Origin of the sequence: Enterobacter sp. RHBSTW-00175 (genome assembly GCF_013927005.1) — a bacterium.
GTDB lineage: Bacteria > Pseudomonadota > Gammaproteobacteria > Enterobacterales > Enterobacteriaceae > Enterobacter.
Genome location: NZ_CP055930.1, coordinates 577,659 through 594,062 on the forward strand (window position 1 = coordinate 577,659; position 16,404 = coordinate 594,062).

Genomic DNA, 16,404 nt, shown 5'->3' on the forward strand with positions numbered 1-16,404 from the left:
ACTTAACCAAGCAAAGGAAGAACGGGTTTGACAACCTCATCACAACATTACCTGGTTATCACTGCGCTGGGTGCTGACAGGCCGGGTATCGTGAACACCATCACCCGCCACGTAAGCAGCTGCGGCTGTAATATCGAAGACAGCCGCCTGGCGATGCTGGGCGAAGAGTTCACATTTATTATGTTGCTTTCAGGGACATGGAACGCCATCACGTTAATTGAATCGACCCTGCCCCTAAAAGGCGCGGAGCTGGATTTATTGATCGTGATGAAACGCACCACGGCACGCCCGCGTCCTGCTATGCCTGCGACCGTGTGGGTGCAGGTTGAAGTACCTGACTCACCACATCTTATTGAACGCTTTACCGCGCTTTTTGACAGCCATCAGATGAACATTGCTGAGCTGGTTTCCCGTACCCAGACCGGCGATGACAGCGCCCTTCCAATGCTGTTTATTCAGATTACGGCGCACAGCCCTGCCTCGCAGGATGCGTCAAATATTGAGCAAGCGTTTAAAGCCCTCTGTACAGAATTACACGCGCAAGGCAGTATAAGCGTCGTCAATTATTCGCAGCATGAACAAGATGGAGTTGATTAATGAATCCACTGAAAGCCGGTGACATCGCACCGAAATTTAGCCTGCCGGATCAAGACGGCGAGCAAGTAAATTTAACCGACTTCCAGGGACAGCGTGTTCTGGTCTATTTCTACCCGAAAGCCATGACGCCGGGCTGTACCGTACAGGCCTGCGGTTTGCGTGACAACATGGACGAGTTGAAAAAAGTCGGTGTGGAAGTGCTGGGGATCAGCACCGATAAACCAGAAAAACTGTCACGTTTTGCTGAGAAGGAGCTGCTGAACTTCACGCTGCTTTCCGACGAAGAGCACCAGGTGTGCGAGCAGTTTGGTGTCTGGGGCGAGAAAACCTTTATGGGGAAAACCTACGACGGTATTCATCGCATCAGCTTCCTGATCGACGCTGACGGTAAAGTTGAGCATGTATTTGATGACTTCAAAACCAGCAATCACCACGACGTGGTGTTGAACTGGCTGAAAGAGAACGCCTGAGACTTTTGTGCCGGGTGGCGCTGCGCTTACTCGGCCTACATTCCATGTGTAGGTCGGGTAAGGCGAAGCCGCCACCCGACAAAACCTACTTCTCTTCCACCGCCGGCACATCCGGCCATGCGTGAACCACCGCCTTAATCAGCGTCGCCAGCGGAATGGCAAAAAACACGCCCCAGAATCCCCACAGCCCGCCAAAAATCACCACCGATAAGATAATCACCAGCGGATGCAGGTTCACGGCCTCAGAGAACAGCACCGGCACCAGCAGATTACCATCCAGCCCCTGAATGATCAGGTACACCGCGAAACAGCTCCAGAACTCCGTGCCCAGACCAAACTGGAACAGCGCAACGCCCACCACCGGGATCGTCACCACAAAAGCGCCGATATACGGGATGAGCACCGAAAACCCTACCAGCACCGCCAACAGCAGCGAGTAGTTAAGGCCGAAGATCAGGAAGCCAATCCAGGTCGCCACACCCACCACAATCATCTCCAGCACTTTGCCGCGAATGTAGTTGGTGATTTGCTGATTCATCTCTTCCCAGACCTGCCCGGCCAGACCGCGATTGCGCGGAAGAATGCGCCGCACCGCATTCAGCATCTGCTCTTTATCTTTGACCAGGAAGAAAACCATTAACGGAACCAGCACCAGATACACCGCCAGCGTCAGCAGCCCGACCAGAGACGCCAGGGAATATTTCACTACGGAATCCCCCATCGTCATTATCCGGGCGCGCATATTTTCGGCCATCGCATCGATAATCCCGGCGTCCATCAACGCGGGATAACGACGCGGTAGCGTGGCGGCAAAATCGGAGAGTTTATTCAACATGCCGGGCATATCACGGATAAGGTTAATGCCCTGCTGCCAGGCAACCGGCATCACCACAAAAGACATCAGCAACAGAATACCGACAAACAGCACCAGCACGATGCTGGTCGCCCAGCGACGTGAGCAGCCGATATTTTCCAGGCGCACCGTTGGCCACTCCAGCAAATACGCCAGAACGATGGCCACCAGCAGCGGAGCCAGCAGGCCGCTAAAGAAGAACAGAATACCGAATCCGGCAACCAGAATGACGAGCAAAGCAATGGCTTCCGGGTCGCTAAAACGACGCCGGTACCACTGCATTAACATTTCGAGCATACAACCCTTCCCTGAATCGAATGGCGGGAGTGAGAATGTGAATTGTATCTAACTGTCACAAAAAAGACTTTCGCTTTTTGTATCACGGTAACGATCCGCAAAAGCCTGATGAATGGGATTTTCTTCACGCTGCAACACGGCTACACTCGCAGGGCAGTGGTGATGAACGAAGTACGGGTTCGTCGGTCAAATTAGCACACCCAAAATACAGGACAGTGGTTATGTTCAGGCAGTTGAGAAAAACACTGGTTGCGACACTTATCGCCGCACTGACAGTCGGTCAGGTCATGCCTGCTTTTGCTGACTCTGCCGATACTTTGCCGGATATGGGCACCTCAGCAGGAAGCACGCTCTCCATTGGACAGGAGATGCAAATGGGTGATTACTACGTTCGCCAGTTGCGTGGCAGTGCTCCGCTCATTAATGACCCGCTGCTGGTGCAATACATCAACGGCCTGGGGATGCGCCTTGTCGCGCACGCCAACTCGGTGAAAACCCCGTTCCACTTCTATTTAATTAATAACGACGAAATCAACGCCTTCGCCTTCTTCGGCGGCAACGTGGTGCTGCATTCGGCGTTATTCCGCTACTCCGATAACGAAAGCCAGCTCGCTTCAGTAATGGCGCACGAAATCTCCCACGTAACGCAGCGCCACCTGGCGCGCGCGATGGAAGACCAGAAACGTAATGCCCCACTCACCTGGGTTGGCGCACTGGGCTCTATTTTGCTGGCAATGGCCAGCCCGCAGGCCGGGATGGCAGCGTTAACCGGTACGCTGGCCGGCACGCGCCAGGGCATGATCAGTTTTACTCAGCAGAATGAACAAGAAGCGGACCGAATCGGTATTCAGGTGTTGCAACGTGCAGGCTTCGATCCCCAGGCCATGCCAACCTTCCTGGAAAAACTGCTCGATCAGGCACGCTATTCAACACGCCCACCTGAAATCTTACTGACTCACCCCCTGCCGGAAAGCCGCCTGTCAGATGCGCGTAACCGTGCCAACCAGATGCGTCCGGTGGTAGTGCAGTCGTCGCAGGATTTCTACATGGCGAAAATCAGAACGCTGGGGATGTACAAATCCGGGCGTAATATGCTTACCAGCGATCTGCTGGATGCGCTGGCCAAAGGCAACGTCCGCGAGAAAAACGCGGCGCAGTATGGCCAGGCGTTGCAGGCGATGGAAGCCGACAAATATGATGAGGCGCGCAAAGCACTGCAACCTCTTCTGTCGGCAGACCCGAATAATGCGTGGTATCTCGACCTTGCCACCGATATCGACCTGGGGCAGAAGAAAGCCACCGATGCCATTAATCGCCTGAAGGGCGCAAAAGATGTGCGTACCAACCCGGTACTGCAATTAAACCTGGCGAATGCTTACTTACAGGGTGGCCAGCCAAACGAAGCAGCAAACATTCTTAACCGCTACACCTTTAATAATAAAGACGACCAGAACGGCTGGGATTTACTGGCACAAGCGGAAGCACAGCTGGGCAACCGCGATCAGGAGCTGGCTGCGCGTGCTGAAGGTTTTGCACTGGTCGGCCGTCTCGATCAGGCTATTTCGCTGTTAAGCAATGCTAGCTCGCAGGTTAAGCTCGGCAGCCTGCAACAGGCTCGCTACGATGCCCGAATCGATCAGCTGCGCGGTTTGCAGCAGCGCTTCAAGCCGTATGAAAAGATGTAATAAAGGAGAGATCAGGTCATGACAGACGCGGTAAAAATCTACCACAACCCTCGCTGCTCCAAGAGCCGCGACACCCTCAGCCTGCTGAAGGCTAATGGCCTGGACCCGGACGTGGTGTTGTATCTGGAGACACCGCCGGATGCACAGACTATCCGCCAGCTGCTGCACATGCTGGGAATGGGCAGCGCAAGAGAACTGATGCGCCAGAAAGAAGACCTGTATAAGTCGCTCAATCTGGATGATTCACATCTTACTGAAGATCAGTTGGTTCAGGCGATGGTTGAAAATCCAAAGCTGATTGAGCGCCCGATAGTCGTGGCTAACGGCCAGGCGCGTATTGGTCGCCCGCCGGAAGACGTGCTCGAAATCCTCTAATCCTTACGCCGCAGTGCTTCGAGAAAGGCCTGCGGCGTACAATTCCCCAGCTTTTTCTGCGTTTTTCCCTGGTTGTAGAAATCACACATCTGGATCAGAAGCTGCCCGGCAGGTTCAACATTCACACGCGGAATAATCTCCCCTAATGGAACAGCCACCTGGACGGCATTGTGTTTAGCAGCATGGACCTTCACCGCGATATCGCGCCCTGGCAGAGCGACGTCAAAACCAAAAGTCTCAAGAGATTGTATATCAGCCGGACAGGCATCCAGCAGCGCCTGCGTCCAGTTCGTCAGCAGCTGGGGTGAAACCCCGGCATAAAGACGGGCATACAGCCATCCGCTTACAGGCTCACGCGCCCACAGCAGATGTTGCTCTCCGCCATCATCCATATGCAGTGATAACGGCTGATGGTGCAACGCAAGCTGGCGGGGCACAACACCTGCCTTTAACGCCTTTTTACCCTGCACTGGTGCGTTTCTGGTTTTTGCAGACGCAGGTTTCAGGTAGCGGTTCAGCGTGGCGCGTGAAACGGCAATGCCCAACCCTTCATTGACCAGCAGGAGTAATTCATCCAGCGGCGCGCCAGTGGTATCGCGAAGGTGATTCACCAGTGAAACCTGCTCTTGTCTCATCGCTTTGTGTATCATTTTTGGCGTGGTGTGATTATCTGAAACCTGTTCGCGATTGCGCCAGCGTCTGACGGTTGTCACAGAGATACCAAGCTCTACAGCCAGCTCCCTGTCACTCTTATCAGACTGATGAAGATAGCGACGAATACGCGGCGTGGTTGTAGCGTTGGCGTGCAGTTTGATTTCCATCGCGAGTGTTCCAGTTAATTTTCTTATAACCAATCTTATGAGATTTATAGTACCTAAGCGAATACAATGTGACCAATTTCACCTTTCAGCCACCCCGCTTCACTGATAATCCACAGACATAACATAAACAACACCACTCAATCTTGTACGGAGTTCACAATGAACAATGTTCTGGGATTTCTTGAAGCAAAACTGATGCCGCTGGCAGCGAAAACGGCGCAACAGCGTCATCTTGGAGCCATTCGCGGTGCCTACGTTTCATTCATGCCATTTATCATCGTTGGCTCGATACTGCTGGTGATCTCGTCGTTCCCGAATCAAACCTATCAGCACTTTATGGCGCAAGCCTTTGGCGAGAGCTGGAGCTCAATTATCGAAATCCCGTTCAATGCGGTGTTCTCGACCATGTCGTTGTTCATTAGCTTCCTGGTCGCCTTCCGCCTGGCCGAACATTACGGTGAAGACCGCATCTCCTGCGGCATTCTTGCGCTGGTGGCATTCTTGATCCTGACCCCGTTTATCAAGGTGGCCGAAAACGGGGGTATTACCGTGATGCCGGTAGAATGGATAGGCAGTAAGGGGCTGTTTGTGGCGATGATTGGCTCTCTGCTTTGGACAGAGCTGTTCTGCTGGCTGAAGCGCAAAAATCTGGTCATCAAAATGCCGGATGGCGTACCGCCTGCGGTGCAGGAGTCGTTTGCGGCGCTGATCCCGGCGCTGCTGGTCATGATTCTGGTGCTGGTTATCCGCATTGTCTTCGAAAACACCCACTACCACACCATTCACCAGTTTATTTACGAGGTCGTCGCCACGCCGGTGCGCCACTATGGCACGTCCTATTTTGGCGCGCTGATGACGGTGTTCAGTATTACCATTCTGTGGTCAGTGGGCATTAACTCCGGCTCGATGATCAACGGCATTATCCGCCCGCTGTGGATGGAGAACCAGACCGATAACATCGCCGCTATCCAGGCGGGTACAACCCCGCCGCACATTATCACTGAACAGTTTTTTGACATGATCTGGATGGGTGGCGCAGGTGCAACCCTGTCGCTGGTGATAGCCATGCTGATTTTCGCCCGCAGTAAAAATATGCGCGAAGTGGCCCGGCTTGGCGCAGGAGCATCGGTGTTCAACATTAACGAACCGATCCTGTTTGGCCTGCCAGTTATCATGAACCCCATCATGCTTATCCCCTTCAATCTTGTCCCGTTGGTGCTGGTCACCGTGCAGTATGCGGCGATGAAAATCGGTGCAGTTGCTGTCACCACCGGGGTCTTTATTCCCTGGACTCTGCCCCCCGTCATCAGCGGTTTCATCGTCACCGGACACCTCAGCGGTAGCGTCATGCAGCTTATCAATTTGCTGATCGGCGCGATGCTGTACCTGCCTTTCATGCGTATCGTGGATAAACAGTACCGCGCGGCGGAAATTGCCACCCTTACGCAAACCGAAACCACGCTGGCTAAACAGGAGTAAAGCATGTGGGGAATTATCGCGACCTGGCGAATGGCGCTTGAAGGGGTAACGGAGTCTGCGTCTGCACTGGCTGCGGGGAAACCGGTGGCAACAGCAGTTGTGGATGCTGTCGCCACCGTAGAGGACTTCCCGTTGTATAAATCCGTCGGCTATGGCGGGCTACCCACGGAGAATGGCGAAGTCGAACTCGACGCCGCTTACATGGACGGCGATTCGCTGGCCTTTGGCGCCGTGGGTAATCTGGTGGATATTGCCAACCCGGTGCGTGTTGCCCACGCATTAAGCCGCCAGCGCTATAACAGCCTGCTGGTTGGCCAGGGCGCGCGCGAGTGGGCGCTGAGCCAGGGCTTTGCCGACAAAACCATGCTGACCGACCGCGCCATGCAGCACTACCGTAAGCGATGCCGCGAAACGCTGGATAAAGGCTTAAGCCCGTACGATGGTCATGATACCGTCGGCATTATCGGCCTGGATAAACAGGGCTCGATGAGCGTGGCGACCTCTACCAGCGGCCTGTTTATGAAAAAGCGTGGCCGCATTGGTGATTCGCCCATCATTGGCTCCGGCTTTTACTGTGACAGTGAAACCGGCGCAGCCACCGCCACCGGCGTGGGTGAAGATCTGATGAAAGGCTGCACCAGCTACGAAATTGTGCGCCGGATGGCGCAGGGAATGTCACCGCAACAGGCGGCTGACTCGGTGGTTTTTGAGCTGGAAGATAAGCTGATGTCCCGCTTTGGCCGCGTGGGGGATCTCTCCGTTGTCTGTATGAATAACAAAGGCGAATTCGGCGCGGCGACTAACATCAAAACCTTTTCGTTCGTGGTGGCCACCGCCCGTCAGCCGCTCACGGTGTTTCGCACTGAGCGGTTGCGGGAGAAAACCCATTATCAGGCCGTCGATGATGACTGGATGCAGGCTTATGCCGCACGTATTCGCGCCCCGATTGAGGAATAATGATGATTACCTGGCAACTCATAACCACCCTTTCACAGGCTAAGCCGCAGAGTCACCTGATTGCCTGTACATCCGGCTCACAGCTGCCGGACACCGCGCTTATCGCTGAAATGCGTGAACACAAAACCGTTGCCGATACCCGTTTTGGCTGCGCCCCGTTTTCCCGGATAACCCTGCTGCCAGAGCCTTTGTGGCACGACACGCTGACCGGGGGCTTACTTGCCGCACTGCGCCCCCTGTTCGCCGCCCACGTCAGCCATGAGGTCATCCTTGATGTGACGAACATCCACGATACGGTCCTGGCACAGGTGCTGCGGTTTCTCTTTAATCAGGCCCATTCCCTGAGCGATTTACAGCTGAAGAAAACCGACGAAACCGCCGTCCGGCTTTGCCACATTACCGCCCTCTGTCGGCCGGAACAGCAGGCACGCCTGGAAACGTTCTTCCACCAGCAGCAGACCATTGCACATGGCATGGTCGCAGCAAGACGCCTTGCCGATCTGCCTTCCGATCGTTGTACCCCACAGTTTGTGGTCGAAGAGGCGCAAAAACTGTGTGCCGCATTCCCTGCCCTGCACTGCGAGGTGCTTGATGAACGGCAGATCGTAGCGCAAAGTCTGGGGCTGCTGCACGCCGTTGGCAAAGGTGCCACCTGCCCACCGCGCCTGCTGGCCATCCACTATAACGGTGTACCTGATGGCCCGGTGCGCTGCTACGTGGGCAAAGGCATTACGTTTGATACCGGCGGTCTGTGGCTGAAAGAAGGCGCGGGCATGTACACCATGAAATATGACATGTGCGGCGCGGCAAACGTGCTGGGTTTGATGCTCAGCGTTGCAGAGCAGTGTCTGCCCGTTCGGATCATGGGTGTGCTGGCCCTGGCAGAGAATGCGATTGGCCCGGATGCCATGCAGCCAGGCACAGTGGCGACGGCCTGCAACGGGACCACGGTTGAAATCAACAATACCGATGCTGAAGGGCGGCTGGTGCTGGCAGACGCTATCGCCTGGACCAGCAAGCGCCATCCGCAGGCGCGCTATATTATTGATATGGCGACGTTAACCGGTGCAGTGGTGAAAGCACTGGGGTATGAGCTAAGCGGACTGATGACCCAGGATGAGCCATTACGCCATGCGCTTACCCGGGCAGGCCAACAGAGCGGCGACGAAGTGTGGTCACTGCCTCTGGATGCGCGGCTGAAAAAACAGACCGACAGCGCTATCGCCGATCTGTGCAACACGCCCACCAACAACGCGGCGATTAGCGCGTCGGCAGCCTGGCTGCTGCATCACTTCTGCCCACCGACAATCCCGTGGGCACATCTGGATATTAGCGGTACGGCCTTGTGGCGTGAGAATGGACGCAGCGTGGCGTCGGGCAGACCGATTCCGCTGCTGATGGAGCACCTGATGGGGGATGATGCCTGAATGTGTTGCCGGGTGGCGGCTGCGCCTTACCCGGCCTACAGATCGTGGCGGGTTTTCGTAGGCCCGGTAAGCGCAGCGCCACCGGGCGAGCAAACTCAAAGCTTGAGAATATCTTTCACAAACGGAATGGTCAGCTTGCGCTGGGCAGTAATGGAGGCGCGATCGAGCTGGTCGAGCGTATCAAACAGCGTGCGCATTTCGCGATCCAGGCGCTTGAGCAGGAAGCGCCCTACGTCTTCCGGGAGTTCAAATCCACGCAGTCTTGCCCGCAATTGCAGCGCCTGAAGTTTGTCTTCATCAGACAGCGGCTGCAATTTGTAGATTTGCCCCCAGTCCAGGCGTGAAGCCAGATCCGGTAGCCCCAGATTGAGCTGACGCGGGGGGCGATCGCCGGTGATCAGCAGCCGGGTTTTGCCCGATTCCAGGATCCGGTTGTAGAGATTAAACATCGCCATTTCCCACGGCTCATCTCCCGCAACGCATTCGATATTGTCGATGCAGACCAAAGAGAGGTGTTCCATTCCCTCCAGCACTTCAGGTACGAACCAGGTACGCTTATCCAGCGGCACATAGCCTACTGCATCACCACGCGCAGACAGCTCCGCGCAGGCAGCGTGCAAAAGATGGCTGCGCCCCGCGCCTTCGCGTGACCAGATATAGATGTATCCGCTGTGTTCCTGGCGCAACACGTTTTGCAGTGCGGCCAGTAAAGAGGGGTTATCACCCGGCCAGAAACTCGCGAAAGTTTCGTCGTCAGGTAGATAAAGTGGCAGAGAGAGCTGTGCCGGTCCGTTCAGAAATACCTCAACCAGAGATCCTACATATAATCGGCATGAAGTTTAACACGGAACCTGCAAGGAGAGAACCGGGCGATCCTTCGCCCGGTTAAACGATCAGTGTGACGCTTTTCCGCTTTCGTCAGCGTCCAGTATCTCTTCTTCCGGGCGGATCACAGAGATCAATTTGAAGATAAGGCTCAGCGCCACACCAACGATGGTCGCCAGCGCCATGCCTTTCAACTCTGCCGCACCAATGTGTACCTTCGCACCGCTCACGCCGATGATCAGGATAACGGAGGTCAGGATCAGGTTTTGCGCTTTGCTGTAATCCACTTTGGACTCAATCAGTACGCGAATACCGGATGCACCGATCACCCCGTACAACAGCAGAGAGACACCGCCCATGACCGGGACCGGGATAATCTGAATGGCCGCAGCCAGTTTACCCACACAGGAGAGCAGGATAGCGATAATCGCCGCACCACCGATAACCCAGGTACTGTATACGCGGGTGATCGCCATTACGCCGATATTCTCACCGTAAGTGGTGTTAGGCGTAGAGCCGAAGAAACCGGAGATAATCGTAGAGAGGCCGTTAGCAAACATCGAACGGTGCAGACCCGGGTCGCGGATCAGGTCACGCTTAACGATGTTGGCCGTCACCACCAGGTGACCCACGTGTTCCGCGATAACTACCAGTGCCGCAGGCAGAATGGTGAAAATGGCAAACCATTCGAAACGCGGCGTGTAGAAGGTTGGCAGCGCGAACCAGTGCGCCTGAGCGATAGGTGCCGTATCCACAACCCCCATCACGAAGGAGAGCGCATAGCCCGCCAGCACGCCGATAAGGATAGGGATAATGGCCATAAACCCACGGAACAACACAGAGCCGAAGACCGTCACACCCAGTGTTACCATCGAGATAATGATGGTTTTGGAATCCGGTGACTGACCGTCAGCAGGCAGCAGACCCGCCATATTTGCCGCAACACCCGCCAGTTCAAGACCGATGACGGCAACGATTGCGCCCATCGCCGCAGGAGGGAACATCACATCCAGCCAGCCCGTACCCGCTTTTTTCACAATGAAGGAAACCAGACAGAACAGCACGCCACACATGATAAAACCACCCAGCGCCACTTCATAACCTAACGGCAGCAGTAGCAACACGGGCGAAATAAAGGCAAAGCTCGACCCCAGATACGCCGGGATTTTACCTTTACAGATAAAGAGGTAAAGCAGCGTACCGACACCGTTAAACAGCAGCACGGTAGCCGGGTTAATGTGAAACAGGATTGGCACCAGCACGGTTGCGCCAAACATGGCGAACAGGTGCTGCAAACTAAGCGGGATTGTCTGTAAAAGCGGCAGTCTTTCACTCACCCCGATAGCACGGCGCGTCATAGTGTTTTCCTCAAGTGTTGTTTGTTGTGGGACGTTTTATTCAAAAAAAAGCCGACTATCAAAGTCGGCTTTTCATTTGTTATTCGATTATTTAGTACCAAAAATCTTATCGCCGGCATCGCCAAGCCCCGGGATAATGTACCCGTGCTCGTTCAGCCCCTGGTCGATAGATGCGGTGTACAGCTCAACATCCGGGTGCGCTTTTTCCAGCGCGGCGATACCTTCAGGTGCCGCAACCAGAACCAGAACCTTAATGCTGCTACAGCCCGCTTTTTTCAGCAGGTCGATGGTAGCGATCATAGAACCGCCTGTCGCAAGCATTGGGTCAACAACCAGCGCCATACGCTCGTCGATGTTAGACACCAGCTTCTGGAAATACGGAACCGGCTCCAGCGTCTCTTCATTACGGTAGATACCCACCACGCTGATACGCGCGCTCGGTACGTGCTCCAGCACACCTTCCATCATGCCCAGGCCTGCACGCAGGATTGGCACAACAGTAATTTTCTTACCTTTAATCTGCTCGACCTGAACCGGACCGTTCCAGCCTTCGATGGTCACTTTTTCAGTTGCCAGGTCAGAGGTTGCTTCGTAAGTCAGCAGGCTACCCACTTCCGATGCCAGTTCGCGAAAACGCTTCGTGCTGATGTCATGCTCACGCATCAGGCCCAGCTTGTGTTTAACGAGTGGGTGTTTCACTTCCACAATCTTCATTCTCTTTCTCCTCTGAGGTGGCAACCGCAAAAAAATCGCGGGATTATACCGCTTTTTTCGGATTGCGCCACACCCTCTTGCTTGACTACGATCAATCAAAATGATTTAGAGATAAAAAAACCGGAGGCAAGCTCCGGCTTTGGTACGGGGTTCTGTCCGGTGGCGCTACGCTACACGAGCCTACGCAAAGTGTAGGCTGGGTAAGCGTAAGCGCCACCCGGCAACTAAAGGTTATCCCCGTTACTGGCAATAACCTGCTGATACCACTCGAACGACTTCTTCTTACTGCGGTTCAGCGTACCGTTGCCTTCATTGTCTTTATCGACAAAGATAAAACCGTAGCGTTTTTTCATCTCGCCGGTACCGGCGGAAACGAGGTCGATACAGCCCCACGGGGTGTAACCCATCAGATCAACGCCATCTTCCACCACCGCCTTTTTCATCTCGCTGATGTGCGCCGCGAGATAATCAATGCGGTACTGATCGTTCACCGTACCGTCACTCTCCTGCACGTCGATTGCGCCGAAACCGTTCTCCACGATAAACAGCGGCAGCTGGTAGTGATCCCAGAACCAGTTCAGGGAATAACGCAGGCCAACCGGGTCAATCTGCCAGCCCCAGTCAGATTTTTGCACATATGGATTGGACACCAGGCTCTTGCTCTCGTCGTAATCCAGCTGTGGGTTATCTGCCGTGGCTTTGGTGGCGAATGACATGTAATAGCTGAAACCGATGTAATCCACGCAGCCTTGTTTCAGCGCGGCTTTATCTTCGGCGGTAATATCCAGCGCGAAGCCACGACGCTCAAAGTAGTTGAGCAGGTGCTGCGGGTACTTGCCGCGTACGTGAACGTCGGTAAACCAGTAGCGACGGTGCATTGCATTCATCGCCATCATCATGTCGTCTGGCGCACAGGTCAGCGGATAAATTGGGCACATGGCAATCATGCAGCCAATCTGCAAAGACGGATTAATTTCGCGCCCGGCTTTTACTGCCAGCGCGCTGGCCACCAGCTCGTAGTGCGCCGCCTGGAACATTACCGGCTCGCGGTCTTCGCCCGGCTCGTACTTCAGCCCGGAGTTGGTAAACGGTGCGAAGTCTTCGTGGAAGTTTGCCTGGTTGTTGATCTCGTTAAAGGTCATCCAGTACTTCACTTTATGCTGGTAGCGCTGGAAGACCACTTTTGAGAAACGCACAAAGAAATCGATCAGCTTGCGGTTACGCCAGCCGCCGTATTCGGTGACCAGATGGAAAGGCATCTCGAAGTGCGAGAGTGTGATGACCGGTTCGATGCCGTACTTCAGGCACTCGTCGAACAGGTCGTCGTAGAATTTTAGGCCAGCCTCGTTAGGCTCCAGTTCATCCCCTTTCGGGAAAATACGCGTCCAGGCGATAGAGGTTCGGAAACATTTGAACCCCATTTCGGCAAAGAGTCGGATGTCTTCTTTATAACGATGGTAGAAGTCGATGGCTTCATGGTTCGGGTAATTTTTTCCCTGCAACACGCCGTTGGTGATTTCACGCGGTACGCCGTGCGCCCCTGCGGTCATCACGTCGGCGACGCTGACGCCTTTGCCGCCCTCTTTCCAGCCGCCTTCCAGCTGATGCGCTGCAACCGCACCGCCCCACAGAAAACCTTCTTTGAATCCTGACATACTCTTTCCCTCATTCGATGTTGCTGATTGCTGACGGATACTGCTGTCTGAAATGGTAAACCGCGCCAATCAGGCCGGCGCTGTTGCCGTGGCTCACGACATCGGCAATATCTGCGATGCCAAACCACGTAAGATGCGTGCGAAGTAAATCCATGAACCCTGGGCGTTCTGCGATACCGCCGCCGATAAAAATGGTTTGTGGATCGAAGACATTTGCCAGGTTGTAAAGCCCTGTCGCAATGCCGTTAAGAAAGTCATCGACCAGACGACGGCAAACCACATCGCCCGCATCGTAACCATCAAAAATGGTCTCCCCCGTGACATCATCAAGCCCCTGGCCGTGATAGTCGGCATAGCGCTTGCGAAGCGTACGCAGGGTGCAGTTTTCATTCATGGAGTGACGGGCGACTTTTCTGGAGTCTGCGCGCTCGGTAAGCATGTAGCCGAATTCCCCGGCACGAAAACGCGCGCCGTGAACCAGCTTGCCGTTGCAGAAAATCGCGCCGCCTATCCCGGTGCCGATGGTCAGCACCAGAAAATTATCAGTACCGGCCGCTTTCCCCTGCCAGCGTTCGGCCAGAAGCACACAGTTAGCGTCATTTTCAACGGTGACCGGTAAACCCGTTTGCGCGCTCAGCCACTCCTGCATCGCAAAGTTATCGAAGCGGCGAATCGCCCCGCCCATTTCGATATAACCGGTATGGGGATTGACGTAGCCCGGCGCGCTGATGGCAATACCCTCAAGGTCCGGGTGTAACGCCACCCATTGCAGCATTTCTGAAAGAATGGCATCACCGTCGCTGTTCTTAATAGCGGCTTTATCCCTGTGCAACAGCTCGCCCTGCGTGGTTACGATGCCCATTCTTAATGCGGTGCCACCAATGTCGAATGCGGCAATGTTCATGACGTTCATCCCTCCTGAATGAAACTGAAACCGGTTTCAGTTTCATGATGTTCATTCAACAAACCGCTTGCAAGCAACTTCCCGAAACCGGTTTCATTTTCGTGAACAGAGTCAAGTTTGAGCGTGAACAATCACCACAGCGCTAAAAAAATCCCTGTGCACATTTCTGTTGCAGAATAGGCTCGCAAACGTTTGCCTGGACTGTTAGAATTGCGCCGATTTTTCTTACTAGCTATGCAATCGCGTGGGGATTTAAGCCGTGACCAACAAAACTTCTCTCAGCTACAAAGATGCCGGTGTTGATATTGACGCAGGTAATGCGCTGGTTGACCGAATCAAAGGTGTGGTGAAAAAAACCCGCCGCCCGGAAGTGATGGGTGGTCTGGGTGGATTCGGCGCACTGTGCGCGCTGCCGCAAAAATATCGTGAACCTGTTCTGGTCTCGGGTACTGACGGTGTGGGTACGAAACTGCGCCTGGCGATGGATCTTAAACGTCATGACACGATCGGTATCGATCTGGTGGCGATGTGTGTAAACGACCTGGTGGTTCAGGGCGCAGAGCCGCTGTTCTTCCTTGACTACTACGCAACCGGCAAACTGGATGTGGATACCGCAGCCAGCGTGATTAACGGCATTGCCGAAGGCTGCCTGCAATCCGGCTGTTCCCTGGTTGGTGGCGAAACGGCTGAAATGCCGGGTATGTATCACGGTGAAGATTATGACGTCGCCGGTTTCTGCGTCGGCGTGGTAGAAAAATCAGAAATTATCGACGGCAGTAAAGTGGCTGACGGCGATGTGCTGGTTGCGCTGGCTTCCAGCGGCCCGCATTCCAACGGTTATTCTCTGGTGCGAAAAATCCTTGAAGTCAGCGGTTCTGACCCACTGACCACTGAGCTGGATGGCAAACCTCTGGCCGATCACCTGCTGGCACCTACCCGCATCTACGTGAAAAACGTGCTGGAGCTTATCGAGAACGTCGACGTTCACGCGATTGCCCACCTGACCGGTGGCGGCTTCTGGGAAAACATTCCGCGCGTACTGCCGGATAATACCCAGGCCGTGATCGACGAATCCTCCTGGCAGTGGCCGTCCGTATTTAACTGGCTGCAAACCGCAGGTAACGTCAGCTCTCATGAAATGTATCGTACCTTCAACTGCGGCGTGGGCATGGTCATCGCACTGCCTGCAAGCGAAGCTGATAAGGCCATTACGCTTCTGAATGAGAAAGGTGAAAACGCGTGGAAAATCGGTATCATCAAAGCATCTGATTCCGAACAGCGTGTGGTCATTGAATGAAAAACATCGTGGTGCTCATTTCCGGTAACGGAAGCAATTTGCAGGCGGTCATTGACGCCTGCAAACAGAAGAAGATAAATGGCACCATACGTGCAGTTTTCAGCAACAAGGCCGATGCATTCGGCCTTGAGCGTGCCCGCGATGCAAATATCCCGGCGCACGCGCTGGAAGCCAGCCAGTTCTCAGGGCGTGAAGCCTTTGACCGCGAACTGGTGCAAGAAATAGACGCTTATGCGCCGGATGTTGTGGTGCTGGCAGGTTATATGCGTATTCTCAGCCCGGCGTTTGTTTCCCACTATTCCGGGCGTCTGCTCAATATCCACCCTTCTCTTCTGCCTAAATACCCAGGCCTGCATACTCATCGCCAGGTGCTGGAAAATGGCGATGAAGAGCATGGGACATCCGTACACTTCGTCACCGACGAACTCGACGGCGGGCCTGTTATTTTACAGGCGAAGGTTCCGGTATTTGACGGCGACACCGAAGAAGATGTCACTGAGCGCGTGCAGGCGCAGGAACACGCTATTTACCCGCTGGTGGTGAGCTGGTTTGTTGACGGGCGTCTGGAGATGCGCGACGGCACGGCCTGGCTGGACGGCGTTCAGCTTCCTGCACAAGGTTATGCGGCTGACGAGTAGTTTTTTGAGCGTTTTTGTAGCATTTTTTGATCACTAAATATTTTCTGATTTT

16 protein-coding genes are annotated in these 16,404 nt (G+C 54.5%); 9 read left to right on the forward strand and 7 right to left on the reverse strand.

Going from position 1 to position 16,404, the window contains the following annotated elements:
- Nucleotides 1-27 precede the first annotated feature (27 nt).
- Both HV107_RS02710 and bcp read left to right on the forward strand, forming a co-directional pair.
- The gene (locus HV107_RS02710; protein ID WP_182061979.1) at nt 28-597 is read left to right on the forward strand and encodes a glycine cleavage system transcriptional repressor; all 570 of its coding nucleotides are present in this window, start codon (nt 28-30) and stop codon (nt 595-597) included.
- Nucleotides 597-1,067, forward strand: a complete 471-nt coding sequence (bcp, locus tag HV107_RS02715; protein WP_182061980.1) for a thioredoxin-dependent thiol peroxidase — start codon at nt 597-599, stop codon at nt 1,065-1,067. The genes HV107_RS02710 and bcp overlap by 1 nt, the downstream gene beginning before the upstream one ends.
- 85 nt (nt 1,068-1,152) lie before the next feature.
- Here bcp and HV107_RS02720 read toward each other — a convergent pair whose 3' ends face one another.
- Nucleotides 1,153-2,217, reverse strand: coding sequence for an AI-2E family transporter (locus HV107_RS02720; protein WP_182061981.1), 1,065 nt, complete (start codon nt 2,215-2,217; stop codon nt 1,153-1,155).
- Between the two features lie 221 nt (nt 2,218-2,438).
- On the opposite strand from HV107_RS02720, the gene bepA reads away from it, so the two are divergent.
- Together bepA and arsC are read left to right on the forward strand one after the other, a co-directional pair.
- Nucleotides 2,439-3,902 carry a beta-barrel assembly-enhancing protease gene (gene bepA, locus HV107_RS02725; RefSeq protein WP_182061982.1) on the forward strand — a complete coding sequence of 488 codons (1,464 nt, stop codon included), beginning with the start codon at nt 2,439-2,441 and terminating at the stop codon, nt 3,900-3,902.
- Nucleotides 3,903-3,920: 18 nt separating this feature from the next.
- Nucleotides 3,921-4,277 carry an arsenate reductase (glutaredoxin) gene (gene arsC / locus HV107_RS02730; RefSeq protein WP_182061983.1) on the forward strand — a complete coding sequence of 119 codons (357 nt, stop codon included), beginning with the start codon at nt 3,921-3,923 and terminating at the stop codon, nt 4,275-4,277.
- Here arsC and HV107_RS02735 read toward each other — a convergent pair.
- Nucleotides 4,274-5,098 carry an XRE family transcriptional regulator gene (locus tag HV107_RS02735; RefSeq protein WP_182061984.1) on the reverse strand — a complete coding sequence of 275 codons (825 nt, stop codon included), beginning with the start codon at nt 5,096-5,098 and terminating at the stop codon, nt 4,274-4,276. The genes arsC and HV107_RS02735 overlap by 4 nt on opposite strands.
- Nucleotides 5,099-5,257: 159 nt before the next feature.
- Here HV107_RS02735 and celB point away from each other — a divergent pair, with 159 nt between their 5' ends.
- The 3 genes from celB to HV107_RS02750 are packed head-to-tail and all read left to right on the forward strand — an operon-like array spanning nt 5,258 to nt 8,961.
- Nucleotides 5,258-6,577 (forward strand): PTS cellobiose transporter subunit IIC, encoded by a 1,320-nt coding sequence (gene celB, locus HV107_RS02740; RefSeq protein ID WP_182061985.1) that lies wholly within the window; start codon nt 5,258-5,260, stop codon nt 6,575-6,577.
- Between the two features lie 3 nt (nt 6,578-6,580).
- On the forward strand, nt 6,581-7,534 hold the full coding sequence (locus HV107_RS02745) for a N(4)-(beta-N-acetylglucosaminyl)-L-asparaginase (RefSeq protein WP_182061986.1): 954 nt from the start codon (nt 6,581-6,583) through the stop codon (nt 7,532-7,534).
- Between the two features lie 2 nt (nt 7,535-7,536).
- Nucleotides 7,537-8,961, forward strand: coding sequence for a M17 family metallopeptidase (locus HV107_RS02750; protein WP_182061987.1), 1,425 nt, complete (start codon nt 7,537-7,539; stop codon nt 8,959-8,961).
- A gap of 95 nt (nt 8,962-9,056) precedes the next feature.
- On the opposite strand, the gene HV107_RS02755 is transcribed toward HV107_RS02750, so the two are convergent.
- From HV107_RS02755 to bglK, 5 genes are all read right to left on the reverse strand, one after another.
- On the reverse strand, nt 9,057-9,758 hold the full coding sequence (locus HV107_RS02755) for a DnaA inactivator Hda (protein ID WP_217187534.1): 702 nt from the start codon (nt 9,756-9,758) through the stop codon (nt 9,057-9,059).
- Nucleotides 9,759-9,854: 96 nt separating this feature from the next.
- Nucleotides 9,855-11,144: a uracil permease gene (gene uraA, locus HV107_RS02760; protein ID WP_182061988.1), complete on the reverse strand. Its 1,290-nt coding sequence runs from the start codon at nt 11,142-11,144 to the stop codon at nt 9,855-9,857.
- Between the two features lie 87 nt (nt 11,145-11,231).
- Nucleotides 11,232-11,858: a uracil phosphoribosyltransferase gene (gene upp, locus HV107_RS02765; RefSeq protein WP_014071296.1), complete on the reverse strand. Its 627-nt coding sequence runs from the start codon at nt 11,856-11,858 to the stop codon at nt 11,232-11,234.
- Nucleotides 11,859-12,082: 224 nt separating this feature from the next.
- Nucleotides 12,083-13,513 carry a 6-phospho-beta-glucosidase gene (locus tag HV107_RS02770; protein ID WP_182061989.1) on the reverse strand — a complete coding sequence of 477 codons (1,431 nt, stop codon included), beginning with the start codon at nt 13,511-13,513 and terminating at the stop codon, nt 12,083-12,085.
- Between the two features lie 10 nt (nt 13,514-13,523).
- The gene (gene bglK, locus HV107_RS02775) at nt 13,524-14,417 is read right to left on the reverse strand and encodes a beta-glucoside kinase BglK (protein WP_182061990.1); all 894 of its coding nucleotides are present in this window, start codon (nt 14,415-14,417) and stop codon (nt 13,524-13,526) included.
- Between the two features lie 259 nt (nt 14,418-14,676).
- On the opposite strand from bglK, the gene purM reads away from it, so the two are divergent.
- Entirely contained in the window at nt 14,677-15,714 is a 1,038-nt protein-coding gene (gene purM / locus HV107_RS02780; protein ID WP_182061991.1) for a phosphoribosylformylglycinamidine cyclo-ligase, read from the forward strand.
- Nucleotides 15,711-16,352, forward strand: coding sequence for a phosphoribosylglycinamide formyltransferase (gene purN / locus HV107_RS02785; RefSeq protein WP_182061992.1), 642 nt, complete (start codon nt 15,711-15,713; stop codon nt 16,350-16,352). The genes purM and purN overlap by 4 nt, the downstream gene beginning before the upstream one ends.
- Nucleotides 16,353-16,404: the final 52 nt, after the last annotated feature.